Source organism: Microbacterium sp. B35-30 (genome assembly GCF_010634855.1).
GTDB lineage: Bacteria > Actinomycetota > Actinomycetes > Actinomycetales > Microbacteriaceae > Microbacterium.
Genome location: NZ_MWLQ01000018.1, coordinates 197,060 through 221,602, shown reverse-complemented (window position 1 = coordinate 221,602; position 24,543 = coordinate 197,060). Strand labels below are relative to the sequence as shown.

Annotated in this window: 28 protein-coding genes; 13 read left to right on the top strand and 15 right to left on the bottom strand. The window is 69.8% G+C overall.

Annotated elements, in window-relative coordinates; translation table 11 throughout:
- Positions 1 to 28: 28 nt before the first annotated feature.
- Entirely contained in the window at positions 29 to 532 is a 504-nt protein-coding gene (locus B2K11_RS11070; protein WP_163618330.1) for a nitroreductase/quinone reductase family protein, read from the top strand.
- Positions 533 to 595: 63 nt separating this feature from the next.
- On the opposite strand, the gene ccsB is transcribed toward B2K11_RS11070, so the two are convergent.
- The 6 genes from ccsB to B2K11_RS11040 all read right to left on the bottom strand — a co-directional run bounded on the left by ccsB (position 596) and on the right by B2K11_RS11040 (position 6,505).
- Positions 596 to 1,678, bottom strand: a complete 1,083-nt coding sequence (ccsB, locus tag B2K11_RS11065) for a c-type cytochrome biogenesis protein CcsB (RefSeq protein WP_163618329.1) — start codon at positions 1,676 to 1,678, stop codon at positions 596 to 598.
- A gap of 5 nt (positions 1,679 to 1,683) precedes the next feature.
- The gene (locus B2K11_RS11060) at positions 1,684 to 3,390 is read right to left on the bottom strand and encodes a cytochrome c biogenesis protein ResB (RefSeq protein ID WP_239525952.1); all 1,707 of its coding nucleotides are present in this window, start codon (positions 3,388 to 3,390) and stop codon (positions 1,684 to 1,686) included.
- Between the two features lie 79 nt (positions 3,391 to 3,469).
- The gene (locus B2K11_RS11055) at positions 3,470 to 4,396 is read right to left on the bottom strand and encodes a cytochrome c biogenesis protein CcdA (protein ID WP_163618327.1); all 927 of its coding nucleotides are present in this window, start codon (positions 4,394 to 4,396) and stop codon (positions 3,470 to 3,472) included.
- A complete protein-coding gene (locus B2K11_RS11050) occupies positions 4,393 to 4,980 on the bottom strand; it encodes a TlpA disulfide reductase family protein (RefSeq protein ID WP_163618326.1) in 588 nt (195 codons plus the stop codon). The genes B2K11_RS11055 and B2K11_RS11050 overlap by 4 nt, the downstream gene beginning before the upstream one ends.
- A 47-nt stretch (positions 4,981 to 5,027) precedes the next feature.
- Positions 5,028 to 5,657 (bottom strand): histidine phosphatase family protein, encoded by a 630-nt coding sequence (locus B2K11_RS11045; RefSeq protein ID WP_163618325.1) that lies wholly within the window; start codon positions 5,655 to 5,657, stop codon positions 5,028 to 5,030.
- Between the two features lie 167 nt (positions 5,658 to 5,824).
- Positions 5,825 to 6,505 (bottom strand): DedA family protein, encoded by a 681-nt coding sequence (locus B2K11_RS11040; RefSeq protein WP_163618324.1) that lies wholly within the window; start codon positions 6,503 to 6,505, stop codon positions 5,825 to 5,827.
- Positions 6,506 to 6,686: 181 nt separating this feature from the next.
- Between B2K11_RS11040 and aspS the strand changes: the two genes are divergently transcribed.
- A complete protein-coding gene (gene aspS / locus B2K11_RS11035; RefSeq protein WP_163618323.1) occupies positions 6,687 to 8,027 on the top strand; it encodes an aspartate--tRNA(Asn) ligase in 1,341 nt (446 codons plus the stop codon).
- A gap of 70 nt (positions 8,028 to 8,097) precedes the next feature.
- Complete coding sequence (locus B2K11_RS11030; RefSeq protein WP_163618322.1) at positions 8,098 to 8,979, top strand: tyrosine-protein phosphatase; 882 nt, start codon at positions 8,098 to 8,100, stop codon at positions 8,977 to 8,979.
- 266 nt (positions 8,980 to 9,245) lie between these two features.
- Here the strand turns inward: B2K11_RS11030 and B2K11_RS11025 are convergent, their stop codons facing one another.
- The 5 genes from B2K11_RS11025 to B2K11_RS11005 all read right to left on the bottom strand — a co-directional run bounded on the left by B2K11_RS11025 (position 9,246) and on the right by B2K11_RS11005 (position 11,336).
- Positions 9,246 to 9,497: a glutaredoxin family protein gene (locus B2K11_RS11025; RefSeq protein WP_163618321.1), complete on the bottom strand. Its 252-nt coding sequence runs from the start codon at positions 9,495 to 9,497 to the stop codon at positions 9,246 to 9,248.
- Positions 9,498 to 9,540: 43 nt separating this feature from the next.
- A complete protein-coding gene (locus tag B2K11_RS11020; RefSeq protein ID WP_163618320.1) occupies positions 9,541 to 9,834 on the bottom strand; it encodes a rhodanese-like domain-containing protein in 294 nt (97 codons plus the stop codon).
- An 89-nt stretch (positions 9,835 to 9,923) separates the two neighbouring features.
- Complete coding sequence (locus tag B2K11_RS11015) at positions 9,924 to 10,022, bottom strand: AURKAIP1/COX24 domain-containing protein (protein WP_003792170.1); 99 nt, start codon at positions 10,020 to 10,022, stop codon at positions 9,924 to 9,926.
- Positions 10,023 to 10,105: 83 nt separating this feature from the next.
- Positions 10,106 to 10,297 (bottom strand): helix-turn-helix domain-containing protein, encoded by a 192-nt coding sequence (locus B2K11_RS11010; RefSeq protein ID WP_163618319.1) that lies wholly within the window; start codon positions 10,295 to 10,297, stop codon positions 10,106 to 10,108.
- Positions 10,298 to 10,406: 109 nt separating this feature from the next.
- Complete coding sequence (locus B2K11_RS11005) at positions 10,407 to 11,336, bottom strand: TetR/AcrR family transcriptional regulator (RefSeq protein WP_163618318.1); 930 nt, start codon at positions 11,334 to 11,336, stop codon at positions 10,407 to 10,409.
- Between the two features lie 105 nt (positions 11,337 to 11,441).
- Here B2K11_RS11005 and B2K11_RS11000 point away from each other — a divergent pair, with 105 nt between their 5' ends.
- Both B2K11_RS11000 and B2K11_RS10995 read left to right on the top strand, forming a co-directional pair.
- Entirely contained in the window at positions 11,442 to 12,374 is a 933-nt protein-coding gene (locus tag B2K11_RS11000) for an ATP-binding cassette domain-containing protein (protein ID WP_163618317.1), read from the top strand.
- Positions 12,371 to 13,177, top strand: coding sequence for an ABC transporter permease (locus B2K11_RS10995; RefSeq protein WP_163618316.1), 807 nt, complete (start codon positions 12,371 to 12,373; stop codon positions 13,175 to 13,177). The genes B2K11_RS11000 and B2K11_RS10995 overlap by 4 nt, the downstream gene beginning before the upstream one ends.
- Positions 13,178 to 13,386: 209 nt before the next feature.
- Here B2K11_RS10995 and B2K11_RS10990 read toward each other — a convergent pair whose 3' ends face one another.
- Entirely contained in the window at positions 13,387 to 13,794 is a 408-nt protein-coding gene (locus tag B2K11_RS10990; protein WP_163618315.1) for a metalloregulator ArsR/SmtB family transcription factor, read from the bottom strand.
- Positions 13,795 to 13,922: 128 nt separating this feature from the next.
- Here B2K11_RS10990 and B2K11_RS10985 point away from each other — a divergent pair, with 128 nt between their 5' ends.
- Genes B2K11_RS10985 through B2K11_RS10975 form a run of 3 tightly spaced genes read left to right on the top strand, consistent with a single transcriptional unit; the run spans position 13,923 to position 16,435 of the window.
- Positions 13,923 to 15,335 (top strand): potassium transporter TrkG, encoded by a 1,413-nt coding sequence (locus B2K11_RS10985; RefSeq protein WP_163618391.1) that lies wholly within the window; start codon positions 13,923 to 13,925, stop codon positions 15,333 to 15,335.
- Positions 15,328 to 15,999 (top strand): TrkA family potassium uptake protein, encoded by a 672-nt coding sequence (locus tag B2K11_RS10980; protein ID WP_163618314.1) that lies wholly within the window; start codon positions 15,328 to 15,330, stop codon positions 15,997 to 15,999. Before B2K11_RS10985 ends, B2K11_RS10980 begins: the two co-directional genes overlap by 8 nt.
- A 43-nt stretch (positions 16,000 to 16,042) precedes the next feature.
- Positions 16,043 to 16,435, top strand: a complete 393-nt coding sequence (locus tag B2K11_RS10975; RefSeq protein WP_163618313.1) for a nuclear transport factor 2 family protein — start codon at positions 16,043 to 16,045, stop codon at positions 16,433 to 16,435.
- A gap of 15 nt (positions 16,436 to 16,450) precedes the next feature.
- Here B2K11_RS10975 and proC read toward each other — a convergent pair whose 3' ends face one another.
- Genes proC through B2K11_RS10960 form a run of 3 tightly spaced genes read right to left on the bottom strand, consistent with a single transcriptional unit; the run spans position 16,451 to position 19,018 of the window.
- Positions 16,451 to 17,293: a pyrroline-5-carboxylate reductase gene (proC, locus tag B2K11_RS10970; protein ID WP_163618312.1), complete on the bottom strand. Its 843-nt coding sequence runs from the start codon at positions 17,291 to 17,293 to the stop codon at positions 16,451 to 16,453.
- 29 nt (positions 17,294 to 17,322) lie between these two features.
- Positions 17,323 to 18,000, bottom strand: coding sequence for a GntR family transcriptional regulator (locus B2K11_RS10965; RefSeq protein ID WP_163618311.1), 678 nt, complete (start codon positions 17,998 to 18,000; stop codon positions 17,323 to 17,325).
- A gap of 16 nt (positions 18,001 to 18,016) precedes the next feature.
- A complete protein-coding gene (locus tag B2K11_RS10960; RefSeq protein WP_163618310.1) occupies positions 18,017 to 19,018 on the bottom strand; it encodes an ornithine cyclodeaminase family protein in 1,002 nt (333 codons plus the stop codon).
- Positions 19,019 to 19,275: 257 nt separating this feature from the next.
- Here B2K11_RS10960 and B2K11_RS10955 point away from each other — a divergent pair, with 257 nt between their 5' ends.
- Genes B2K11_RS10955 through B2K11_RS10940 form a run of 5 tightly spaced genes read left to right on the top strand, consistent with a single transcriptional unit; the run spans position 19,276 to position 24,503 of the window.
- Positions 19,276 to 20,199, top strand: a complete 924-nt coding sequence (locus B2K11_RS10955) for an ABC transporter permease (RefSeq protein WP_163618309.1) — start codon at positions 19,276 to 19,278, stop codon at positions 20,197 to 20,199.
- Positions 20,196 to 21,104 (top strand): ABC transporter permease, encoded by a 909-nt coding sequence (locus B2K11_RS10950; RefSeq protein ID WP_163618308.1) that lies wholly within the window; start codon positions 20,196 to 20,198, stop codon positions 21,102 to 21,104. Before B2K11_RS10955 ends, B2K11_RS10950 begins: the two co-directional genes overlap by 4 nt.
- A complete protein-coding gene (locus B2K11_RS20470; RefSeq protein ID WP_204260086.1) occupies positions 21,101 to 22,111 on the top strand; it encodes an ABC transporter ATP-binding protein in 1,011 nt (336 codons plus the stop codon). The genes B2K11_RS10950 and B2K11_RS20470 overlap by 4 nt, the downstream gene beginning before the upstream one ends.
- A gap of 2 nt (positions 22,112 to 22,113) precedes the next feature.
- Positions 22,114 to 22,953 carry an ATP-binding cassette domain-containing protein gene (locus tag B2K11_RS20465; protein ID WP_204260085.1) on the top strand — a complete coding sequence of 280 codons (840 nt, stop codon included), beginning with the start codon at positions 22,114 to 22,116 and terminating at the stop codon, positions 22,951 to 22,953.
- Between the two features lie 11 nt (positions 22,954 to 22,964).
- On the top strand, positions 22,965 to 24,503 hold the full coding sequence (locus tag B2K11_RS10940; protein ID WP_163618307.1) for an ABC transporter substrate-binding protein: 1,539 nt from the start codon (positions 22,965 to 22,967) through the stop codon (positions 24,501 to 24,503).
- Positions 24,504 to 24,543: the final 40 nt, after the last annotated feature.

The following is a 24,543-nucleotide window of genomic DNA, read 5'->3' as shown; positions in this document are numbered from 1 at the left end:
TTCACGCAGACGCCGTCATGATCGACGTGTGAGCACCGAATCGCCTCAGACCCCGGCATCCTCGTCCGCGGGGTCCGCGCGCCTTCCCCCGCGCTGGTTCATCCGCACCGCGTGGGTCGTGCACCGCGCCATCTACAACGTCACGGGTGGACGGCTCGGTCTGCGGCCGCCGACCTCGAAGGTCTGGGGCATGATGCGCCTGCACACCATCGGCCGCCGTTCCGGAGCGCCGCGCGTCGCGATCGTCGCCTACATCGAGGACGGCCCCAACGTCGTCACGATGGCCATGAACGGGTGGGGCGATCCGCCGCCGGCGTGGTGGCTGAACCTGCAGGCCCGGCCCGCGGCATCCATCGATCTTCCCGGGGAGCGACGCGATGTGATCGCGCGCGAGGCGCAGGGCGCGGAGCGCGAGCGCCTGTGGGACGTGTTCCGCTCGCTCGAGGGCGGCGACGACCTCGACGCGCACGCGGCGACGCGCAGCCGCGAGACACCCCTCGTGGTGCTGGAGACGGCGCGCGGCGCCGGCTGAGACTGCAGACATTCCGTCGCCGGAAGGTCGCCCCCGATGGGTTCGGGCGTGGTGCCCGGGCGATCAGCTCAGGCCGGAGTAGGCGTGCAGGCCCTTGAAGAACATGTTGACGATGGTGAAGTTGAAGATCACGGCGGTGAAGCCGATGATCGACAGCCACGCCGACCGTGACCCGCGCCACCCGCGTGTCGCGCGCGCGTGGATGTAGCCGGCGTACAGCACCCAGATCACGAAGGTCCAGACTTCCTTCGTGTCGAAGCCCCAGTAGCGACCCCACGCGTCGTTGGCCCAGATCGAGCCCGCGATGAGCGTGAACGTCCAGAAGATGAAGCCCAGGATCGCGAACCGGTATGCCAGCGACTCGAGGGCCTCGGCGCTCGGAAGCGTCTGCAGGAATCGGGGGCCGGTCTTCGCGGTGGACCCGGCAGAGGTGTCGGCGGCGTCCTGAGCGCGCGCTGCCACGGCGATCCTCGCCTCTCGCCGCGCCTGCATGAGCTGCAGCACCGACAGGCCGAACGCGAGGGCGAACAGGGCGGTCGCGAGGGACGCGACGAAGACGTGGATGACGAGCCACACCGACTTCAGCGGATCCATGAGCGGCACGATGTCGGTGTAGAACCAGATGGCCGTGCCGCCGAGCAGCACGACGACGAGCCCGGTGATGAACGTGCCGAGGAACCGCAGGTCATAGCGGAAGAGCACCCCGAGGTACACCGCCACGATCAGCAGCGTCCCGGTGAGTGCGAACTCGTACATGTTCGACCACGGCACCCGGCCGGCGGCGATGCCGCGGGTCACGTCGCCACCGAGGTGGAAGAGGAAGCCGAGCACCGTCAGCGACGTGCCGATGCGCGCCCAGACCAGCCGCGAGCGACGGCCGACGGGGGCGTTCAGCGCGTCCTCCGACGCGGCCTCCTGCGCGCGCATCTGCTCGATGATCCCGGTGCGCGCCGACCCGCCGCCGGCGGCGACGAGCTCCCGGTCGCGCGCCGTCCGGGCCGCGGCATCCTTCGCCTCCACAGCGACGGCACCCCGCCGCGCCAGGTCGACCGCGTACGCGATGAACGCCAGGGCGTAGATCGCGATGGCCGTCCAGACCAGCAGCACCGAGACGGAGTCGAGGGTGAGGGGGGAGGCGTCGGGCATGGTCCTCAGTCTACGTCGGGGGTGGTTTCGGGCCGGGCGGGACGGGCGCCGGCCGGCTCACGGTCTGCCAGCGAGGCGAGATGCCGCTGGGCGAACTGATCGACGGCGCCGTCGAGCGCCGGATCCTCCCCGCGAGCGAGACCTGCGTACTCGAGCTGCACGGTGTGGCCCTGCGGCGTCGCGCGCACCCACATGCGCCGACGCGGGATGAACAGCGCGGCGAGCAGGCCGGCAGTGGCGAGCACCGCGAACACCAGCACCCACGTGGCCGCTGCGTCACGGTGGATCGACAGCGACACGTAGCGCTTGACCGAGTCCTGGAACCCGGCCGCGCCCTCGGGCGCCTCGTTGTCGAAGGTGACGGTCCCGAGCCCGTCGGGCAGGTCGACGGTCTCACCGGGCTTCAGCTCGAGCGACTCGGCGCCCGAGTCGCCGCCGGCGAGCTGCGTCATCTCGGCGGGATCGAGGGTGTACACCGACTTCGGCACGCCGCCGTCTATGCCGAGGTCGCCGGCGTAGACCCAGAACGTGAGCATCGGATACTCGAGGTCGCCGTACACCGATGTGAGGGCGCCGTTGGTGAGCTCCTGCGCCGTCGGATAGAAGAAGCCGACCATGCCGACCTGCTCACGCAGCCCGTCGGGGACCTTCACGACGCCCTGCGAGGTCATGTTGTTGTCCTGCGGCAGGAAGGGCACCGGCTCGGAGAAGACCACGTCGCCGTCGCCGTTGCGGACCGTGATGGTCGGGGCGTAGCCGTTGCCCATGAGGTAGACCTTGTCGCCTGCGATCTGCAGCGGGTGATTCACGCGCACCTCGCCGGTGCCGGCGTCGGCGTCCGGGAACTGGGTGGACAGGTGCGCGACGAAGTCGCCCGCCTGTCCGGCACCCTGCTGGCCCGGTGCCACGTACGACAGCGAGAAGTCGTCGAGGGTGAGGGCGTACGGCGTGAGCGCGTCCTCGTCGACGAACCGGCCCGGATTGAACGACGTGTAGTCGAGCATCGTGTTGACCCAGGTGCGGCCCTCGATGATGACTGTCTGCCCGGTGTAGGTGAAGCCGCCGCCGATGCCGACGGCCAGCAGCACGCCCACCAGCGAGGCATGGAAGACGAGGTTGCCGGTCTCGCGGAGGTAGCCGCGCTCGGCCGAGACCGAGAACGCCCTGCCGCCGTCGTACCTCGCGACGCGGTAGCCGGCCTTGCGCAGCTGCTGCTGCGCCGCGTCGACCGCGGCCGCCGCGGCGGCTGCGGCATCCTGGTCGTCCTGACACTCGAGGATCTCGGAGTGGTGGACGTCGAGCCGCGACAGGCGGGCGGGCGTGCGCGGCGGCTGCGCGCGCATCGCCTTGTAGTGGTGCTTGGTGCGCGGGATGACGCAGCCGACGAGCGAGACGAACAGCAGGATGTAGATCGCCGAGAACCACGGCGACGTGTACACGTCGAACAGGCTCAGATTGTCGAGCACCGGCGCGAGGTCGGGGTTGTCGACGAAGTACTGGCGCACGCCGTTGGGGTCGGCGCTGCGCTGCGGCACGAGCGACCCGGGCACCGCCGCGATGGCGAGCAGCAGCAGGAGCACGAGCGCGGTGCGCATGGAGGTGAGCTGGCGCCACCCCCACCGCAGCCACCCGACGACGCCGAGCGCCGGCTGGGTGATGCCGTCGGAGCCGGATACCGGATCGACCGCGTCCGCGTGATCGGCCGGACGCAGCGGGTCGGCCGCCGCCGACCCGGCCGCTGAGCCCGTCGAAGCGGCTGAGCCGGTCGAGGCGTCAGAGCCGGTCGAAGCGTCAGAGCGGGGCCGGGACACTGGCGAACACCCCCTGGAGCTGGGCCATCACGGCGGTCCACACGCCGGTCACCATCAGGAGGCCCAGCACGATCAGCAGCACCCCGCCGATGACGTTGACGGCGCGGATGTGTCGGCGCACGAACGAGACCGAGCGCGTCGCCCAGCCGAAGCCGAGGGTGAGCAGGAGGAACGGGATGCCGAGCCCCAGCGAGTAGGCCACGCCGAGGAGCGCCGCGCGCGCCGCCGACCCGGAGTCGAACGCCATCGTGAGGATGACGGCAAGGGTAGGTCCGATGCACGGCGCCCAGCCGATGCCGAGCGCGATCCCCAGCAGCGGCGCGCCGATCAGCCCGAGATTGCCGCGCACCTGCGGCCGCGTGATGCGCTGCGCCATGCCGAACCAGCCGATGAAGACGAGGCCCATCGCGATGATGACGACACCGAGGATCCGGGTGATGAGGTCGGCGTACTCGAACAGGAAGCGTCCGAGGGTGCCGCCGAGCATCGCCATGCTGACGAAGACCACGGTGAACCCGGCGATGAACAGCAGCACACCGAGCACGAGGCGCCCGCGCCCGGGTTCGGCATCCCTCGCCGGCTCGGGGCGTCTCGTCCCGGTCGCCGGCGCTCCCTCGCTCAACGATCGAGGGCTCTCGGCCGCCGGAGCGACGTCGGTCGCGGTCGTTGAGCGAGCTCGCGAGTCGAAACGCAGAGACGAAACGCCTCGGACCTTCGAGGAGCCTTCCGCCGCGGCATCCGTCCCCACCCGCGCCGGTCGGGGGCTCACCGCGCCGCCGATGAAGCCGAGGTACCCCGGAACCAGCGGAAGCACGCAGGGAGAGAGGAATGAGAGCGCGCCGGCGAGGACCGCGATCGGGATCGCGATGAGCAGCGACCCGTCGGCGACCAGCGCGCCGAGGTTCACGACTCCTCCAGTGTCTCGCGCACGATGGTCTCGAGGATCGACGCGTCTTCGATCTGCCCCACCAGGCGCGCGGCGACCCGGCCGTCCTTGTCGAGCACGAGCGTCACCGGGACCGCGTTCAGCGGCGTCTCACCCGCGAACGCGAGTTTGATCGACCCGTCCTCGGTCGCGAGGGCGCTCGGGTAGGCGACGCCGTACGTCTCGGCGAAGGCGCGGGAGGCCTCGGCACCGTCGTAGAGGTTCACGCCGAGGAACGCGACGTCCTGCCCCTCGAAGGCCGCGTCGGCGGCGGCGAGCTCGGGCGCCTCGACCCGGCACGGCGCGCAGCCGGCGTACCAGAAGTTCACGACGAGCACGTCGCCCGCGTAGTCGGCGCTCGAGGCCGTGCCGCCGGTGTCGAGGACAGCCTCGAACTCGACCGGCTCGGTGCGCTCGTCCGTCGAGATCTCGTCGACCGCGAAGCCGTCGGCCGCGACGAAGCCCTTGTTGTCGCCGGAGCGGTACTGCTCGGCGAGGGGATCGCTCGTGCACGCGGCAAGACCCGCGATCAGACCGACGACGAGAACACCGGATGCCGCGGCCATCCCCCTGCGCCTCGTCCCGCTTCGCCCACTCAGCGACCGCCGCCCGGTCATACCGCCCCCACATCCACGGCGCCGGCCGTCGACGCCGGCTCGGCGTAGGCGATCTCGGTCCACTTCTTGTCGACCATCTCGAAGCTCGTCACGCTCGACAGCGCGCAGCGGCGCTCGCGCGGGTCGTGCCGCAGCGGCAGTGCCGCGACCGCGAGATGCGTGATCCAGATCGGCAGCTGATGCGACACGATGACGACGTCGCCGGCGTCCGCGGCATCCCATGCGTGCGTCATGGCCGAGTTCATACGGCCCACGACGTCCGCGTACGGCTCACCCCAGCTCGGCAGCGCCGGCTTGCGCAGGTGGCGCCAGTTCCACGGATTGACGAGGGCGATCGCCATGCGCTTGCCCTCGAAGACGTTGGTCGGCTCGATGACGCGCTCGTCGATGACGGGCTCCAGGCCGAACATCTCGGCGAACGGCTCTGCGGATTCCTGGGCGCGCTGCAGCGGCGAGCAGATCAGCGTCGAGACCGGGCGCTCGAGCGAGGCGACGTACTCGGCAGCCTGGCGGGCCATGCGGCGGCCGTCCGCGCTGAGGCCGTAGCCCGGCAGTCGCCCGTAGAGCACGCGGGCGGGGTTGTGAACCTCCCCGTGGCGCACGAGATGAAGGCGAGCTGCGGGCACCGCCCCAGTCTACGTGGGGCTCGTCTATGGGCCGGCTGAGCGTGCTCCCAGGTTCCGGCACCGCGCACGGCGCCCATGGAACCGCGAAAGGGTAGATCTCCGCACGCGGAGCGCTGCGGAAACATACCCTTTCGCGGTTCCCGGCTGGGGCTCGAGCGCACTCGGACTCAGTCCAGCTCGGGCTCGCCGCGTCGATCGCGGGAGTCTCGCGTGGCGAGCGTCTCGCGCACGCGCGCCCACACGAACCAGACGACGGCCGCCACCGCGACCGCGATCACGACGTACTGCAGGATGTCGGCGTAGCGCTCGACGATGTGCCAGGACTCGCCGAGGAAGTACCCCGACAGCACGAAGATCGAGTTCCAGAGCAGGCTTCCCGCCGCCGTCAGCAGAGCGAACCGCCACACCGGCATGCGGGTGATGCCGGCGGGGATGGAGATCAGGCTCCGGAAGATCGGGATCATGCGGCCGAAGAACACGGCCTTGCCGCCGTGCCGTTCGAACCACGCGACTGTGCGGTCGATGTCTTCCGGCTTCAGCAGCGGCACCTTCGCCGCGATCGCCCGCAGCCGCCCCACGCCGAGCCAGGCGCCCAGGCCGTACAGCAGCAGCGCCCCGATGACGGAACCCGCGGTGGTCCACACGAGAGCCTCGACGACGGTGAACGAGCCGCGGCTCGCGGCCAGTCCCGCCATCGGCAGGATCACCTCGCTCGGCAGGGGTGGGAACAGGTTCTCCATCGCGATCGCGATGCCCGCGCCGGCGGGCCCGATCACATCCATGAGCGAGACCGCCCAGTCCGCGAGGGTGCTCAGCCAGGATCCATCGGTCGTCTTCACGGTCGTCATTCCGGGTTCCAGATCTGTGGGCGGGCTCGAGGATGGCGGCGGCCGTGCCCTGAGGGCGACGACTCCTCCACGCTAGGCGGGGCGGGTGAATCGTTCCTGGGTGCCAGCCCCCCAATCCCCCCGGGGGTCGCCCGGGGCCCCTGGGCTTCCGGGCCCAGGCCGCGACGTAGACTTGTCGCTCGTGACCGAACGCGTTCTCGTCAACCAGCTCAAGGGCCTCTCCGACGGCCCCGTCTCCGTCTCCGGATGGGTCGAGACCGTCCGCGATCAGAAGAAGGTGCAGTTCGTCATCCTTCGCGACGAGACCGGGGCGGTGCAGCTGGTCAACCCGGCGACGCGGCCGGCCGAGGACGGGTCGGAACAGGATGCCGCGGCCCTGGCCCTCACCGACCTCATCTCGAATCTCGCCACCGGCACGTTCCTGACGGTCGCGGGTGAGCTGAAGCACGACGAGCGCGTGAAGCTCGGCGGCGTCGAGATCAAGATCCGCGCACTCGACATCGCGGCCGCCGCTCTGCCCGAGACGCCCATCGCCGCCGACAGCGGCATGGACAAGCGCATGGACTGGCGCTTCCTCGACCTCCGCCAGCGCCGCAACAACCTCATCTTCCGCGTGCAGACGACCCTCGAGCACGCCTTCCGCTCGTACTGGATCGACCGCGACTACATCGAGGTGCACTCGCCGAAGCTCATGGCCTCGGCATCCGAGTCCAACGCCGAACTGTTCTCGCTCGAGTACTTCGGCGACCAGACGGCGTACCTCGCACAGTCGCCGCAGTTCTTCAAGCAGATGGCGCAGGTCGCCGGCTTCGGCAAGATCTTCGAGATCGCCCCGGCCTTCCGCGCGGACCCCTCGTTCACCTCGCGCCACGCCACCGAGTTCACCTCCGTCGACGCGGAGATCAGCTGGATCGACTCGCACGAGGACGTCGCCGCGATGCAGGAGGAGCTGCTGCAGACCGCGTTCCAGGCGGTGAAAGACAAGCACGGCGCCGAGATCGAGGAGCTGTTCGGCCTCGAGGTGCAGGTGCCCGCGATTCCGTTCCCGCGCATCCCGCTCGCCGAGGCGCGCGAGATCGTGAAGAGCCGCGGCTACGAAATCCCCCGCACCGACGGCGACCTCGACCCCGAGGGTGAGCGTCAGATCTCGGCCCACGTCGAGGAGACGTACGGACACCAGTTCGTGTTCATCACCGACTACCACCCGGAGATCCGCGCGTTTTACCACATGCGCGACGAGGAGACCGGGCTGACGAAGTCGTACGACCTGCTGTTCAGGGGTGTGGAGATCACCACGGGCGCGCAGCGCGAGCACCGCGTCGACGTGCTCATCGAGCAGGCGAAGGAGAAGGGTCTCGGTGCCGAGCACCTCGACTTCTACTTCGACTTCTTCCGCTACGGCGCCCCGCCCCACGGCGGCTTCGGCATGGGCCTCGCGCGCGTGCTCATGCTGCTGCTCGGCGAGTCGTCGATCCGCGAGGTCACCTACCTCTTCCGCGGCCCGACGCGCCTCGCCCCCTGATCAGGCGAGCGCCGACCCGGACGGCATTCACGAGACCAGCGCGTACACGCGGGTGTGGTAATCCTCGAGAGTGACGATCACTCTCGACGGACTCCAGAACTTCCGTGACCTCGGCGGTCTCCCCCTCGCAACGGGCGGCAGCGTCCGCTCCGGCGTGCTCTACCGCTCCGAGGGGCTCATCGGCCTGACCGACGCCGGCGTCGCGGGTCTTTCGGCCAGCCCGATCGGCGTCATCGTGGACTTCCGCACGCCGATGGAGCAGGCGGCCGCGCCTGACCGTCTGCCGGCCGACCGCGCCCTCAAGGTGGTCGAGCTCTCCGTCCTCGAAGGCGCGCTCACCGGCGCTGCCGGCGCCGCAGCGCGGGCCGACGGCCCCATCGACACCGGCGTGGCGAAGCAGATCCTCGCGACACTCCCCCGCCTCGGCGAGCTGTACGTCCAGATGCTCGAGCACGGCGCGACCTCGTTCGCCGAGGCGGCCCGCCGCATCGCGGCACCCGGACTGGGCGAGGCGCAGCAAGACACGGGAGGGTCCCCGCCCCCCGAGGCTCCGCGCAGCGAGCCGGCGATGGGTGGAGAGGGAGCGGGGACTGTCGACGGCAACGGGTCTGCGGTCCTCATTCACTGCACCGCCGGCAAGGACCGCACCGGCGTGGCTGTGGCTCTCGTCCTCGACGCCGTCGGCGTCGACCGGGACGCGGTGATCGCCGACTACGCCGTCTCGGAGCGGAACCTCGCCGGCCCGTGGGCGGACCGCATGCTCGCCGGCATCGAGCAGATGGGCGCGCCGCTCACTCCGGAGATCCGCGAGTTGGTCACCGGCACCCCTCCCGCGGCCATCGCACAGGCGCTGTCGTGGCTCGACGAGCGCGGCGGCTCGGCGGCGTACCTGCAGTCGGGCGGCCTGACCGACGCCGAGCTCGACGCCCTCCGCACCCGCGTGGCCGGCTGAGCCGCGGCATCCGTCCCGAACCGTCTTCGCCCGCTGTTCCTCATCAGAGGAACGCGATCGGATCGGCCCCGCGGTGCCACGATCCTCATTCGAGGAACGGAGCCGGAATGCGGGCGACTTCCGGCGCGTCGTCCCTCAAATCGGCTCAGGTCCTCAGATGAGGAACACGGACGCCGCGGCTCACGCGCCACGCACGCTGAACGGCACCGAATCGGTCAGGGCGAAGAGCGCGGCGGGCGGTGCGGTCGCCGAGATCGAGGAGCGGGTCAGCGGGCGGCGGTGAGCGCCGCGCGCAGACGGTCGGGCGACACACGCCAGTGACCGTGCAGCTCGCCGTCGATGAGCACGACGGGGATCTTCTCCCACCACTGCGCGTAGAGCGCGGGATCGTCGGCGATCGAGAGCTCGTCGATGTCGACGGCGTCCTCCGGGAGTTCGGCCACAACCGTCTCGACGACCTCGCGGGCGACGTCGCACAGGTGGCAGTCCGGCTTGCCGATGAGGGTGATGGTCGTCACCGCGGCACCGCCGTCGCGCGCACCGCCGTCACGCCGGCCGCCGTCACGCCTCGACCGGGTAGCCGGCGGCGATCCACTCGTTCGTGCCGCCGTCGACGTTGGTCGCGTCGTAGCCGCGCGCCTCGAGAGCCGCGACCACGCGGCCCGAACGGCCCCCGATCGCGCAGATGACGTCGAACGCGCCGTCGGGCAGTTCGTCGAGCCGGCTGCCGATCGCGGACATCGGGATGTTGACCGCCCTGGGCACGTGCCCTGCAGCGAACTCGTCGACCTCGCGCACGTCGATGAGCGGAGTGTCGACGCGCTCACGCAGCTGCTGAACGGTGATGGACTTCATGTCGGCCTCTCGGGTCGCGGCTCCGCCCGGCGGAGCAGGGGCATACACGAAGCGCCCGTCCGGAGACAGGCGCTTGGTGCGGATGCCGCTTACTTCTTGTTGCGGCGCTGGTGGCGAGTCTTGCGAAGCAGCTTGCGGTGCTTCTTCTTCGCCATGCGCTTGCGGCGCTTCTTGATGACAGAACCCACGGAAAACCTCACTATGTCGGGGTCTGGGCGCGGCGTGTGCGGCGCCCGGGAACGAGCAATTACGAAAAATGCCTCGGATCAGTCTAGCCGACGTCGGCGATCGGCCGTTGCAGGGCTTCTGTGACGGCCGACTCGGGCACCCGGTAGCTGCGGCCGAAGCGGACGGCGGGCAGTTCTCCGGAGTGCACCAGGCGGTAGACCGTCATCTTCGACACGCGCATGAGCTCCGCGACCTCGGCGACCGTGAGGAAGCGCACATCAGACAGCTCGGCCATGTCGATTCCTTCCCCAGGAGTGCTGCAGACACTCTAGAACGCGCGGGACCCCTGTGTAAACAAGGTGCTGCTGTGAACTGTGTGGCAGCTGGTGCCGATGGGATCCGCGTCACGCCTCCGGCCGCTGGCGGGCCTTGCGGTCGTGGGCCTCGCGCGCAGCCAGGCGCTCGAGCTTGCGCGCGTCGCGCAGCGCCTTCTCGGCCTGCCGCACCGCCTTCTGCGCCTCGCGGAACTTCTTGTCGTCGGCGATGTCGCCATCGTCGAGCGTGACCCACTGCTTGCGCTCACCCCGGCGACCCTCGGCTGCGGCGGCGATGTAGGCGGCGACGCCGTCGAGGCCTCGTTCCAGCGCGAAGGCGAACGGGTCCGACTCGTCCAGGAAGGCGCCCGCCTCGATCGCGGCGCGCAGCGACGGATACGCCTCGGCCGTGATGAGCGCCCGGAACATCGCGTCCTCGTTGCGGGCGATCGTGTCGCTGCCGACGCCCTGCTCGCGTTCCACGCGCGCGTAGCCGGCGAGCACCGTTCCCGCCCAGTGCGCCGTGCCCGTGACCAGCAGCATGACGGCCAGTCGCTCCTCGTAGGTCAGCGGGGTGTCGTCGAGCGCGCTGATGCCGGCATCCATCCACGCGGCGCTGTTCGGAGTGGCCGGAACGCCCGAGATCGGGATGTCGAGCACCCAGGGGTGTCGCAGGTAATGCTGCAGCTGCTCGCCGAACAGCGCCTCGAGGCGCTCACGCCAGCCGCCGGCCTGCCGGGCGGCCTCCGACGGTGATCCCGTGGCCTCCTCCTGCATCAGCAGCACGAGGTCTTCCTTCGCGGTGACGTACCGGTACAGCGACATGGGCGTGAAGCCGAGTTTCGCCGCGACCGCCGCCATGGAGACGGCGCCCAGGCCCTCGGCATCCGCGATCTCCATCGCCGCCTCGACGATGCGCTCGACGCTCATCTCGCGCTTGGGACCACGCTGCGGACTGGCGGCGACGCCCCACGCCAGGGCGATGCCCCGCGGGAGCTCGGGCTCGACGGCGTCGGTCATCTCGTCAGTCTAGGACTGTTTATCTCGTAAACAGTGTGTTACCGTCATAAACAGTTACTGGCATACACAGTTTCGTCCATACACAGATCCATGAGAGGAAGTCTCATGCCCGACCGCACCGCTCCGCCGGTCATCGTCGTCGAGGGCCTGCGAAAGACGTTCGGCCGCCAACTCGTGCTCGACGGTCTCGACCTCCACGTGGCCCGTGGCGAGGTCTTCGCGCTCCTAGGCCCGAACGGCGCCGGCAAGACCACGACCATCAACATCCTCACGACGCTCGTCCACCCCGACGCCGGCACCGCCACTGTCGCGGGCATCGACGTGGCGCGCGATCCAGAACAGGTCAAGCGCCGCATCAGCCTGACCGGCCAGGCCGCCGCCGTGGACGACGTCCTCACCGGCACCGAGAACGTCGTCATGATGGGCCGCCTGTCGGGGCTCTCCCGCCGCTCCGCCCGCAGACGCGCCGCGGAGATGCTCGAGCGCTTCGGGCTGACGGATGCCGCATCCCGCCGCGTCGGCACCTACTCGGGGGGCATGCGCCGCCGCCTCGACCTGGCGCTCAGCTTCGTCGTCGCGCCCGAGGTGCTGTTCCTCGACGAGCCGACGACGGGACTCGACACCCGCAGCCGCCGTGGGCTGTGGGACGTCATCCGGTCACTCGCCGACGCGGGCACCACGGTCTTCCTCACCACGCAGTACCTCGAAGAGGCCGACCAGCTCGCCGATCGCATCGCCGTGCTCGACGGCGGCCGCGTGGTCGCCACGGGAACAGCCGCCCAGCTCAAGTCCCGCATCGGCGGCGACACGGTCGAGTTACACGACGCCCACGGCGACCTCGTGCGCGAGGTCGCCACCGACGGCTCGGTGACCGGGCTGCGCCGGGCGCTCGACGTGCTCGACGAGTCGGGCGCCGAGGGCGTCGTGACGCTGCGGCGACCGAGCCTCGACGACGTGTTCCTCGCGCTCACCACCCCCGACGGCCGCGGCGAGCGCGCCGACGCCCGCCGGGCCGACACCCTCAAGGAGATCGTATGACCACCGTGACCGCCTCGCCGACCGTCCCCGCGCTGCGGCCGCGGGTGGCCGGCCTCACCGCCGAGGGCGTGTTCGTCGGGCGGAGCCTGCTGCACTCGCTGCGCGACGGCGAATCGCTGCTGATGGCGATCCTGCTGCCGGTGATGCTCATGCTGATGTTCACGTGGGTGTTCGGCGGGGCGATCGACCCCACCGGCGACTACGTCAACTACGTCGTGCCGGGCGTGATCATCACGTGCGCCGGCTTCGGCGCCGCCTCGACCGCCGTGTACGTCGCCGGCGACATGAAGGCCGGCATCATCGACCGGTTCCGCACGATGCCCGTGCGCGCGAGCGCCGTGCTGACCGGGCACGTCGTCGCGAGCCTGCTGCGCAACCTGTTCGCGACCGCGATCGTGATCGGTGTCGCACTGCTCGTGGGGTTCCGCCCGACGGCGGGCTTCTGGGGCTGGGTCGGCGCCGTCGGGGTGATCGCACTCTGGATCCTCGCGATCACGTACCTGTTCGCGGCGATCGGGCTCGCCTCCGGCAGCCCCGAGGGAGCCAACGGCTACGGCTTCATTATCCTGTTCCTGCCGTATCTCTCGAGCGCGTACGTGCCGGTCGAGACGATGCCCGAGTGGCTCCAGGGCGTTGCGCAGTACCAGCCGGTCACGCCGATCATCGAGACGATCCGCGGGCTCCTCATGGGAACGCCCGTCGACGACACGGTCGGCTGGGCGATCGCCTGGTGCCTCGGGATCCTCGTCGTGTCGTTCGTGTGGGGGGCCTGGCTCTTCCGCCGCAAGGCGGGGCGCCGATAGGTCTGGGTACCGCTGCGCGGGGTCATCCTCCGGCGCGCGTACCCGGCGGCGTCGACTACGTCGGCGGCGCCCCGCCAGTCCCGAGCCCGCGCGCTCTCCGGATGACCCCGCTCCGCTACGTCGAACGGCGCGGCGCGGGTTGCTCTGCGGACAGAGGAACGCGGTGACGGATGCCTCGAGTCGAGGCATCCGTCACCGCCGTCGTCGTCCTAGCGGCCGGGCAGGCGCTTGAAGGCGTTCTCGAAAGCGTGCTTGGCGGATGCCGCGGCCCGGCCGACCACCTCGGCCGCGTGGGCGGCGGAGTCGGGCAGCCCCGCAGCGGCCTCTTCGCCGGCGCTGCCATCGCCGTCGAGGAACGGCACGAGCCAGTCGTCGACCTCGTCCAGGGGCTCGGCGGAGAGGCTGTAGTAGCGGTGCTGCCCCTCTTCGCGCACCGAGACCAGGTGCGCGTCACGCAGCACCTTGAGATGCTTCGACACCGTCGGCTGGCTGGCGCCGAGCTCCGTGACGATGTGCGACACGCTGGTGCCGCGCTCTCCGGCGGATGATCGATCGAGCAGCAGTCGCAGGATGTCGCGACGCGTTCCGTCTGCGATCACGTCGAAGATGTCCGCCATGTGCTCAGATTAGTCGGGAGCCCTGCGGAGTACCATGATCACGACCGCCGGCGGTTCACACGAATGCCGTTTCGCATCAGGAGGATTCCCGTATGACGGATGGCAGGCGAGCCGCCCCCGTCTCGGGCATGGGCCGCCTGCGCGTGCTGGGCCACGCGTTCATGGAATTCTTCCGCGACCTGACGCAGCGCTCCCCCGCACGATTCGCGATCCTCATCTTCCTGTCGCTGATCCTGCTCTTCACGGGACTGTTCTCGCTGCCGGTCGCCGCGGCGAGCGGGCAGGTCACCCCGTTCGCCGATGCCTTCTTCACGGCCGTGTCGACCATCTGCGTCACGGGACTCGCGACCGTCGACATGGCCACGCACTGGTCCGCGTTCGGGCATGTGCTGGTGTTCGTCGGCGTCCAGATCGGTGCACTCGGCGTGCTGACGCTCGCCTCCATCCTGGGTCTCGTGATCTCGCGCCGCCTGGGACTGCGAGCCAAACTCATCGCCGCGAGCGACTCGAACCCCCTCCGCACCCACGGCGGACCCGTCAACGAGGGTCAGACCGTGCAGCTCGGCCAGATCGGCAGCCTGCTCGCGACGGTGGCGCTTTCGACCCTCGTCATCGAAGTGATCATCGCGATCCTCCTCTATCCGGGGCTGCTGCTCGCGGGCGTCCCGTGGGACGTCGCGCTGTGGGAGGCCCCGTTCTACGCCGCGATGTCGTTCACGAACACGGGGTTCACACCGAACGCCGAGGGCCTCGAACCCTTCCGTCACGACTACTTCTTCCTGACGGTGCTCATGGCCGGCGTGTTCCTCGGTTCCATCGGCTTCCCCGTCATCTACACCCTCCTGCGGCAGCGCTGGAGGGTGCGGCGGTGGTCGCTGCACGCGAAGCTCACCATCATCACCACGGTGGCGCTGTTCTTCCTCGGCGGCGCGGTGTTCCTCCTGCTCGAGTACGACAACCTGCTCACCCTGGGCACGAACGACGCGTGGGACACCACCTTCCAGGCGTTCTTCCTTTCGGCGATGACGAGATCGGGCGGCTTCGCGATCCTCGACATCGGCGAGCTGAATCAATCCAGCCTGCTGGTGGCGTGCATGCTCATGTTCGTCGGCGGTGGCTCCGCGTCGACCGCCGGCGGCATCAAGGTCACCACGCTCGCGGTGATCGCACTGGCCGTCGTGTCGGAGGCGAAGGGGCGCGCGTCGAATCAGGTGTTCGGCCGGCGCATCCCCAGCGATGTGCTTCGCGTGGCCCTCTCGGTGGTCGCCTGGGGGGCGACCATCGTCGCGATCTCGACGATCATCATCACGCAGATCACGAAGGCGGATCTCGGCGACGTGCTGTTCGACGTCATCTCGGGGTTCGCCACGGTCGGCCTGTCGACCGGGCTCACCGCCCAGCTGCCCGATCCGGCCGTCTACGTGCTGGCGATCACGATCGTCATGGGTCGCGTTGGTACAGTGACTCTCGCCGCGGCCGTGGCCGCGTCATCCCGTTCGCAGCTCTACTCGCTGCCCGTGGAAAGGCCGATCGTTGGTTGAGCGAATCAGGGGCGATGCGCCCGTTCTCGTGATCGGACTCGGGCGCTTCGGTGCCGCCTGCGCGGGCGAGCTCGATCGGCTCGATCGCGAGGTGCTCGCGATCGACGACAGCCTCGACCTCGTGCAGAAGTGGTCGGAGCGCGTCACCCACACGGTGCAGGCCGACGCCCGCAACATCGACGCGCTCAAGCAGATCGGCGCGCAGGACTTCTCGGTCGCCGTCGTCGCGGTCGGCTCGTCGATCGAGGCATCCGTCCTCATCACGGCCAACCTCGTCGACTTGAAGGTGCCGCAGATCTGGGCGAAGGCGGTGTCGCAGTCGCACGGCAAGATCCTCGCCCGCGTCGGCGCCAACCACGTCATCTATCCCGAGCGCGAGGCCGGCGAGCGCGTCGCCCACCTGGTCAGCGGGCGGATGCTCGACTTCATCCGCTTCGACGACGACTTCGCCCTCGCGAAGCTGTATCCGCCGAAGTTCATCCGCGGCGTCGGCCTCAACGAGTCCGGAGTGCGCACCAAGTACAACGTCACCGTCGTCGGCGTGAAGAGCCCGGGCAAGCCGTTCCGGTACGCCGAGGCGAACACCGTGGTGACCAACCACGACCTCATCATCGTGTCGGGCACGAACTCCGACATCGAGCGGTTCGCGTCGCTCGAGCGCTGAGGCCCCCCTGTCGGATGTCCCCGCTGCGCGGCATACTCGCGGCATGACAGAGCGCAACACGACGGATGCCGCTGCCAGGCGCTGGGTCGAAGCGTACGAGAAGGCATGGAAGACAAACGAGCCCGACGACATCCGGGCCCTCTTCACCGACGATGCCGTGTACTTCACCCAGCCCTGGGGTGAGCCGTGGGCCGGGGCCGACGCCATCGTCGCCGGCTGGCTCGAGGCGCGCGACGAACCCGGCACATACGAGTTCGAGTGGGAGATCGCCGGCGTCGACGGTGACCGCGTCTTCGTGGATGCGCGAACGGACTACGCCCCGAACGACGAGCTGCCTGACGGGCGCATCTACCGCAACCTGTGGGTGGTCGACCTCGACGAGGACGGACGGGCGCGCTCGTTCACCGAGTGGTACATGACGCAGCCCCGCGACTGATCCGCCGCCGAGGGCTCACCCGCCCTGCGCGAGTTCCCTCGCACGGGCGAGCGCCGCGTCGGTCGCCGCCACGAAGACGTCGTCGAGACGCGCCTCCTGGAACACGGCGATCGCCCGCTCCGTGGTGCCCTTCGGACTCGTCACCCGTCGACGCAGCTCCGCAGGGTCTTCACCGGATGCCTCGAGCAGCGCCGCGGCACCGATGAAGGTCTGCTCGGCCATGAGCCGCGACTCCGCCTCGGAGAACCCCTTGCCGAGCGCGGCCTTCGTGAACTCCTCCACGAGGAGGAAGAAGTAGGCCGGACCGGAGCCCGAGATCGTCGAGAGCGCGTCGATCTGCGCCTCCGGCACCTCGATGACGGTCCCCACGGTCTCGAACAGCCGGCGGGCGGTGGCGACGGCCGCCTGGTCGGCGAGGGATCCGGCTGCGAGCCCTGTGACCGCGCGCCCGACGAGCGCGGGCGTGTTGGGCATCGAGCGCAGCACCGCGACGCCCTCGCCGAGGATCCGCTCGAACGTCGCGATCGTGACGCCGGCGGCCAGGCTCACGACGATGGCGCCGGGGCTCAGTGCCGGGGCGATCTCCGTGAGGAGGTCGGGGACCATCGCCGGCTTGACCCCCACCAGCACGACGTCCGCGGCGGCCGCGGCATCCGTGTTCCCGGTCGGGTGCTCTTCGAGGGCGATGCTCGACACGCCGACGAGACCATCGAGTTCGGCGGCCTTCGCGCGCGAGCGGTTGGTGGTCGTCACTCCCCCGGCAGCGAGTCCGGAGCGCGACAGGCCGCGAGCGATCGCCCCGCCCATCGAGCCGGCGCCGAGGATCGCGATGGGCGGGAGCGCGGGGGTGTCCGTCATCCCGCCATCCTAGGAGGCCCCTCGTCGTGTCAGGCGCTGCGCGCGGGGGCGTCCAGGATGATCGACAACGACGGCTCCCGGCCCTTCTCGATGTGGGAGAACGCCAGGCTCTCGGCCAGCCGATCGTTGCCGGCGGCGATGGCGGCCAGCAGCTCGTCGTGCTCGTGGGACTGCACCGCCGGATCGCGCCCCGCGCCGGTGAGGTAGAACAGCCACGTCATGCGCCCGAGCACCGCGCGCATGAGCGCCGACAGCAGGCTGCTGTCGGCGACGTCGACGATGCTGTCGTGAAACCGCGCGTGCGCCTCGGCGATCGCGAGGCGGTCCCCGTCGGCCACGGCGCCGTGGGCGAAATCGAGCGAGGCGTCGAGCCGCGTCGCATCGGCCCCATGCAGGACGTTCTGCGCCGCCCGGCGCGCAGCCAGCGTCTCGAGGCTCAGGCGCACATCGAACAGCTCGTTGATCGAGCGATCGGTCCAGCCCTCCACGCGCGCACTGCGCCGTGGGGCCGTGCGGACGAAACCGTCGTTGTCGAGCCGTGCGATCGCCGCACGGATCGGGATGCGCGAGACCTGGAGCTCGACGGCGAGCCGGTGCTCCTTGAGGGCCGAGCCCTCCTCGAACCGCCCTACGATGATGCCGCGGCGCAGCGTCTGGTACGCCTGCGCCGCCAGCGATTCATCGGTCGCCACGAGCGTGTCGGTCATCGCGCCCTCGATTCGGTCATTCGCGGATCGTGACCATCGTGCCAGCACCCGCGGCGGCGGCGCGCCGCAGGATGTGATCGGCGGCGGCCAGATCCTGCAGACCGATCCCCACCGAGTTGAAGATCGTGGTGTCCTCCGGGGAGGTGCGTCCGGGCACGAGTCCCTCCAGCACCTCGCCGATCTCGACGATGTCCGCCTCGGCGACGGCACCCGAAGTCACGGCGTTGCGCACGTTGCCGGAGTCCGCCCAGGCGACCTGCCGGCTGTCGACGGCGACGACAGCCGCCCGCGCGAAGACGCTCGACTCGAGCTCGCTGTAGGCACGTCGCGGCGGAGAGCCGACGGCATTCACATGCACCCCCGGCGCGAGCATGCCCGCGCTGAGGATCGGCGCGAGCGAAGGGGTCAGCGTGCAGACGATGTCGGCCTCCCGCACAGCGTCCGCTGCGGACGCGGCGGCGACGGCGGGGATCCCGAGGGCGCGTAATCCGTCACTCGCGCTTCCGGCCCGGTCGGCCGATCGGGACCACACCCGGATCTCGTCGAGCTCGAATGCCCGGCCGAGCGCCGCGGCGTGCTCCATCGCGAGCGCGCCCGAGCCGAGCAGCGCGAGCGTCCGAGAGTCGGGGCGCGCGAGTGCCCGCGTGGCCATGGTCGTCGCCGCCGCGGTGCGGATCCTCGTGAGCGCCCGGCCGTCGACGATGGCGAGGCATTCGCCGGTGTCGGCGGCATACAGGCTGACCGTTGAACGCTGCGCCGGGCGCCCCAGTTCGCGGTTGCGCGGTGCGTCGGCGAGCACCTTCACGGCGAACAGCCCCAGGTCGGGAGCGAACGACAGCATCGGGACCACGGCCGGCGAATCTGCGGCCTCCGCCGACGGGTCCCGCAGCGGCACGGGGGCCGGCTGAACGGCTCGACCGGTCGCGAGCTCACGATGGACACGCTCGAGGGCGGCGAGCAGCCCCTCCCACTCGACGAGGCGTTCGACGTCGGTGGACGTCAGCGTGCGTGTGCCCATCGAATTCCTTTCTGTATCCCAAATGGAGTCTGTGCGAACAGGTTAGGGGATGACGCGCGATGACATGAAGTGGGCCATCCTCACCGGCTGAGTGGGTGCAGGCAATCGCCACTCCAGTTATTTCAAGGCCAAGCGTGGCCCGGGCGGTCGATTGCGAGCTCGCAGAGTTTCACCTGCCAGTAACTCCACGTCACGCCGATGAAACATCCATCCTCGATTCTGTATACCAAATCATCCAATTGATGGAAGGCAGCGGAATGGGAAAGGTGCTCGGGCGTCGCGCGGTGCAGTCGCTGGTCACGATCTTCATCGTCGTGACCATCGCGTTCCTGCTGGGGCGCTTGAGCGGCAGTCCAGCGGCGCTGCTGCTGGGCGACACCGCGACGACGGAGCAGATCGACGCGCTGGACAGCCAGCTGGGCTTCGATCTGCCGCTGTGGCAGCAGTACGTCGACTACCTCGCGGGGGTCCTGACCGGCGACTTCGGCGACTCCTACAGGCAGCCCGGGGTGTCCTCCATGGAGCTGGTGCTCGAGCGTCTTCCCGCATCGCTCCAGCTGGGCGCCGTGGGCCTCGTGCTCGGGGTGATCCTCGCCGGGTCCGCGGCGGTGCTGATCCAGCTCACCGCGAGCCGGACGCTGCGCACCACGCTGCTGGGGCTCGGCTCCGCTCGGCAGGCGATCCCGGATTTCTTCTTCGGGCTGCTGCTGGTGCTTGTCTTCTCGGTCGCCCTCGGCTGGCTTCCCTCGCTGGGCAACCGCGACCCGCTGGCGATCGTGATGCCGGCCGTCACGATCGCGACCGCGCAGTTCGTCGTCTACCTGCGTCTGCTCGACAACTCCCTCGGCGAGCAGTTTCAGCTCGACTACGCACGAACCGCTCTCGCCCGCGGCGAGCGTCGCTCGCATGTCGTCCTCGCCGAGCTGCTCCCCAACGCGGCGCTGCCGGTGCTCACGATCGCCGGCATCAGCCTCGGCGCCTTCCTCGGCGGGCTCGTGATCGTCGAGAACGTCTTCGCGTGGCCGGGCATGGGCCAGCTCATGCTGAGCGCGGTGTACTCGCGCGACTTCCCCGTCGTGCAGTCGGGTCTCATCGTCGTCGCCCTTCTGTTCATCCTCTGCAACGCGCTGGTCGACGTGGTCGGCGCGCTGCTCGACCCGAGAGTGAGGCGGGCCGCATGAGCACCACGGAGTCCGATCGCATCGCCGCCGCGCCGGCACCTGATACCGCCGCACGCTTCCGCTTCCCCAGGTTCACCGGACTCGAGCGTCTGGGGTTCGGACTGCTCGGGCTGGTCGCCGTCTATCTCTTCGTCGTCCCGTTGCTGCCCGGCTACGACCCGTACACCCAGGACCTCACCGCGACGCTCGTGCCGCCGTTCACGGATGCCCAGCACGTGCTCGGCACCGACATGCTCGGCCGCGACCTCGCGAGCCGCCTCGCGCTCGGCGGGCAGGTGTCGCTCGGGATCGTGATCGTCGTCGTGGTCTTCAACGCGCTGATCGGCATGGCGACCGGCATGATCGCCGGCTACGCGGGCGGCCGGGTGGACAACGCCCTCATGGCGTGGGCCGATGTGCAGCTCGCGATGCCCGTCATCCTGGTGCTCATCGCGATGTCGGCTGCGCTCGGGCCGAGCGTGTGGCTCATGGTCGTGACGCTGGCCGCGACCTTCTGGGTGGGCTACGCGCGTGTCGCCCGCAGCACCGCGATGTCGCTGCGGGAGCGGGACTTCGTCGTGGCTCCTCGCATCCAGGGCGCGACACCCGTCTGGACCGTCACCACCCACATCGCACCCCACGTCAGCGTGCAGATGCTGATCCTGGCCTCCGCAGACATCGGCGGGGTGCTGCTGCTCACATCCTCCTTCGACTATCTGGGCCTCGGCGTCCAGCCGCCCACCCCCTCGTGGGGTCTGCTCATCAGCGAGGGCCAGAAGTACGTGCGTGATGCGCCGTACCTCGCGATCATCCCGGGCATCGCGATCTTCCTCGTCGTGATCGGGACGAACCTCGTGAGCCAGCGCTTCACGGCCGAACGAGAATTGCACACCCTCCGCCGCCGCAAGAGAAGGGCCGCTCGATGACCACTCGAGAACTGCTGCGCGTCGACGATCTCGTCGTCGGGACCCGCGGCCGCGACGGCGAAGTCCGCATCGTCGACGGCGTGTCCTTCAGCGTCGGCGAGGGTGAGGTGCTGTGCCTGGTCGGAGAGTCCGGCTCGGGCAAGAGCCTGACCATGGCCGCCGTACTCGGCCTGCTGCCGGCTGGGGTGGAGGTGCTGGGAGGTTCGGTCTCGTACCGCGGCCGGGACCTGCTCGGAATGCCCGAGCGCGAACTGCGCGCGCTGCGGGGCGATGAGCTCGCGATGGTCTTCCAAGACCCGATGACCGCACTGAACCCGGTGAAGCGCGTCGGAGCGCAGATCGCACGCGCCGTGCGGCTGCACGGAGAGCGGCGGTCGGCGGACCAGCTCGACGAGCGCGTCGAGGAACTTCTGCGCTCGGTGGGCGTCTCCGATCCGGCCGAGCGTGCGCGGGCATACCCGCACCAGTGGTCCGGCGGGATGCGCCAGCGTGCGGTGATCGCCATGGCGATCGCCCATGATCCGCGGCTGCTGGTTGCCGATGAGCCGACGACCGCACTGGACGTCACGATCCAGGCGCAGATCATGGAGCTCCTCGCCGATGCACGTCGGCGCAGCGGCGCAGCGATGGTCCTCATCACGCACGACCTCGGTCTGGTCGCGCAGACCGCGGACGAGATCTGCATCATGTACTCCGGCCGGATCGTCGAACGCGGTTCCGTGTGGGACATCTTCGACAGGCCGCGGCATCCTTACACCGCAGGACTGCTCGCGAGCCTCCTCGCGGTGGATCGCCGATCGGGCCGGGCGTACGCGATCCCCGGCTCGCCCCCAGCACCCGCCGGTCGCCCGCAGGGCTGCGCGTTCGCACCGCGGTGCGAGCTGGCGGCGAAGTCCGAGGAGTGCATCCGCACGCAGCCGGGTCTGGTCCCCCTCGCCGGTGGACACGCCGCCGCCTGTCACCACGTCGACAGCGTGGGCGAGTTCGCGCGGGCGGTCGCCTCGTGAACGTGCTGCGCTCGGTGGATGCCCCGGTCCTCGAGATCGACGACCTGCACGTGCATTTCACGCGCCGAACGGGCCTGTCCCGCCGGCACGTCGTGAAGGCGGTCGACGGAGTCTCGCTCACCCTCGCCCGTGGCGAGACCCTCGGGCTCGTCGGCGAGTCCGGCTGCGGCAAGTCCACCCTCGTGCGGACGGTCTTCGGCTTGAACACCCCGGTGTCGGGAACCATCCGCGTGCTGGGCGAGAAGCTCGACGAGCTGCCGCCGACGCGACGCCGCGCCGTGCAGAACCGTGTTCAGCTCGTCTTCCAGGACCCGTACTCGTCGCTCGACCCGCGTCTGAGCGTCCACGACATCGTGGCCGAGCCGCTGCAGATCGTCGGTGCCTACTCCAAGGACCGCGTCGTCGAGCTGCTGGCCGACGTCGGAATCGGGGCCGACACACTGCGGCGCACGCCGGCGCAGTTCTCGGGCGGCCAGCGTCAGCGCATCGGGATCGCCCGCGCGCTCGCACTGCGGCCCGAGGTCCTCGTGCTCGATGAGCCCGTGTCGGCGCTCGACGTCTCGGTGCAGGCGCAGGTGATCAACCTCTTGACCGATCTCCAGGAGAAGCACGGTCTGTCGTACCTGTTCATCGCCCACGATCTCTCCGTGGTCCGCTATCTGTCCGACCGCGTCGCCGTGATGCGCGAGGGACGGATCGTCGAGCAGGGCGACACCGACCGCGTCTTCGAGACGCCGCGGCACGAGTACACGCGGACGCTGCTGTCCGCCATCCCGATCCCCGACCCGCACCTCAGGTCGGACGCTCCACCCGCACCGCACCGCATCGCCGAGAACAGCTGAAAGAGGATCACATGTCACGCACACCTACGACCCGGCTGCACCGCGCAGCGCCAGGCGCCGCGATCGTCGTGGCCGGCGCCCTGGCCTTGGCGGGATGCGCCGCGACCGGGAGTACCGGCGCCGCACCGGGCAACGAACTCACGATCGGCGTCGTGACGGAGCCCGAGAATTCGCCCGACCCCATCGTGGACGGCTCCCTCGCGGGCTACAACATCTACTACAACCTGTTCGACCAGCTCACGAAGCTGGACGAGGACGGCGCCATCCAGCCCTCGCTCGCCACCGAGTGGTCGTCGAACGACGACTTCACACAGTGGTCCTTCACGATCCGCGACGACGTCGAGTTCCACGACGGCACGCCGCTGACCGCGGAGGACGTGGTCTTCACGTACGAGACGGTGCTCGCCACTCCCGACTCGGACAACCTCGGCTACATGGGGATGCTCGAGTCCGTCGCTGCGACGGATGCCACGACCGTCGTGTTCACGCTCAACTCGCCGTTCTCACCGTGGCCGTCGATCACGACGGCCCAGTCAATTGTGCCGCAGGAGGTGTACACGGAGCTGGGCTCTGAGGAGTTCGCCAAGGCACCCGTCGGAAGCGGTCCCTTCTCGTTCGTCAGCTGGACGCGGGGGGTCGACTACGTCCTCGAGGCGAACGAGGAGTACTGGGGCGGCGCGCCCGAGGTCGAGACGCTCACCTTCCAGACCGTCGCCGACGAGGAGGCCCGCCTCAACGGCGTCATCTCCGGCAGCCTCGACATCGCCCTCATCTCGCCCAACCAGGTGTCGGCGATCGAGGGCAGCGGCGTCGACGTCGCCTCCCGCCCGTCCAACGGCGCGACGTTCCTCGGCATCAACTCCACCACCGGGCCGCTCGCCGACGCCCGCATCCGGCAGGCCGTCTGGCACGCGATCGACGGCGAGGAACTCGTGAGCGCCGTGCTCGCCGACCGCGCGGTGGCGAACGACCAGATCGTGGCTCCCAACGTCACCGGCTACGTCGAAGACGCCGAGGGTCCCGCGTTCGATCCGCAGCTCGCCCAGTCGCTCCTCGCGGAGGCAGGGTACGACGGCACCCCGATCGCCCTGGAGTACGCGACGGACGGACGGATTCCGATGAGCGCCGAGATCGCCCAGGCGGTGGGCGGCTACCTCGAGGCGGTCGGCATCACCGTGGAGCTCGTCGGCATGGATCAGGCGAGCCTGTCCAACCGCATCTACGGCACCGTCGACATGGCGGGGCTCTACCTCAACACGTGGGCGCCTTCGACGATGGACGGCGACATGCCGATCACCAACATGTTCGCCGGCGGGCAGAACGACTATGCCAAGAGCCCCGAGACTGCGGCGCTGGTGGCGGAGCAGCGCACCGTCGCCGGTGCGGATCGGATCGCCGTGTTCGACCGCCTTGCGCAGGCGAACTTCGCGTCGGCCTATCTCATCCCGCTGTTCACCCCCGTCGCCGACTACGCGGTGGCCCCCGGCATCGACTGGACGCCGCGCGTGGACGGGGAGTACTCCCTCTCGGACGTGACCTTCGCCGACTGACCCGCCCACAGAGCCGGCCGGCCGCACCCGGCCGGCCGGC

Bases quoted from the DNA above. Each gene is read 5' to 3' on its own strand.
- B2K11_RS11020 (WP_163618320.1), bottom strand. From the start codon at position 9,834: ATGAAGTCCATCACCGTTCAGCAGCTGCGTGAGCGCGTCGACACTCCG.
- B2K11_RS10950 (WP_163618308.1), top strand. From the start codon at position 20,196: ATGAGCACCACGGAGTCCGATCGCATCGCCGCCGCGCCGGCACCTGAT.
- B2K11_RS10940 (WP_163618307.1), top strand. From the start codon at position 22,965: ATGTCACGCACACCTACGACCCGGCTGCACCGCGCAGCGCCAGGCGCC.
- B2K11_RS11005 (WP_163618318.1), bottom strand. From the start codon at position 11,336: ATGACCGACGCCGTCGAGCCCGAGCTCCCGCGGGGCATCGCCCTGGCG.
- B2K11_RS11040 (WP_163618324.1), bottom strand. From the start codon at position 6,505: ATGACGACCGTGAAGACGACCGATGGATCCTGGCTGAGCACCCTCGCG.
- B2K11_RS11050 (WP_163618326.1), bottom strand. From the start codon at position 4,980: ATGGCCGCGGCATCCGGTGTTCTCGTCGTCGGTCTGATCGCGGGTCTT.
- B2K11_RS11000 (WP_163618317.1), top strand. From the start codon at position 11,442: ATGCCCGACCGCACCGCTCCGCCGGTCATCGTCGTCGAGGGCCTGCGA.
- B2K11_RS10965 (WP_163618311.1), bottom strand. From the start codon at position 18,000: ATGACCGACACGCTCGTGGCGACCGATGAATCGCTGGCGGCGCAGGCG.
- B2K11_RS10975 (WP_163618313.1), top strand. From the start codon at position 16,043: ATGACAGAGCGCAACACGACGGATGCCGCTGCCAGGCGCTGGGTCGAA.
- B2K11_RS10985 (WP_163618391.1), top strand. From the start codon at position 13,923: ATGGGCCGCCTGCGCGTGCTGGGCCACGCGTTCATGGAATTCTTCCGC.
- B2K11_RS10990 (WP_163618315.1), bottom strand. From the start codon at position 13,794: ATGGCGGACATCTTCGACGTGATCGCAGACGGAACGCGTCGCGACATC.
- B2K11_RS10955 (WP_163618309.1), top strand. From the start codon at position 19,276: ATGGGAAAGGTGCTCGGGCGTCGCGCGGTGCAGTCGCTGGTCACGATC.
- proC (WP_163618312.1), bottom strand. From the start codon at position 17,293: ATGACGGACACCCCCGCGCTCCCGCCCATCGCGATCCTCGGCGCCGGC.
- B2K11_RS10995 (WP_163618316.1), top strand. From the start codon at position 12,371: ATGACCACCGTGACCGCCTCGCCGACCGTCCCCGCGCTGCGGCCGCGG.
- B2K11_RS10960 (WP_163618310.1), bottom strand. From the start codon at position 19,018: ATGGGCACACGCACGCTGACGTCCACCGACGTCGAACGCCTCGTCGAG.
- ccsB (WP_163618329.1), bottom strand. From the start codon at position 1,678: ATGCCCGACGCCTCCCCCCTCACCCTCGACTCCGTCTCGGTGCTGCTG.
- B2K11_RS11010 (WP_163618319.1), bottom strand. From the start codon at position 10,297: ATGGCCGAGCTGTCTGATGTGCGCTTCCTCACGGTCGCCGAGGTCGCG.
- B2K11_RS20470 (WP_204260086.1), top strand. From the start codon at position 21,101: ATGACCACTCGAGAACTGCTGCGCGTCGACGATCTCGTCGTCGGGACC.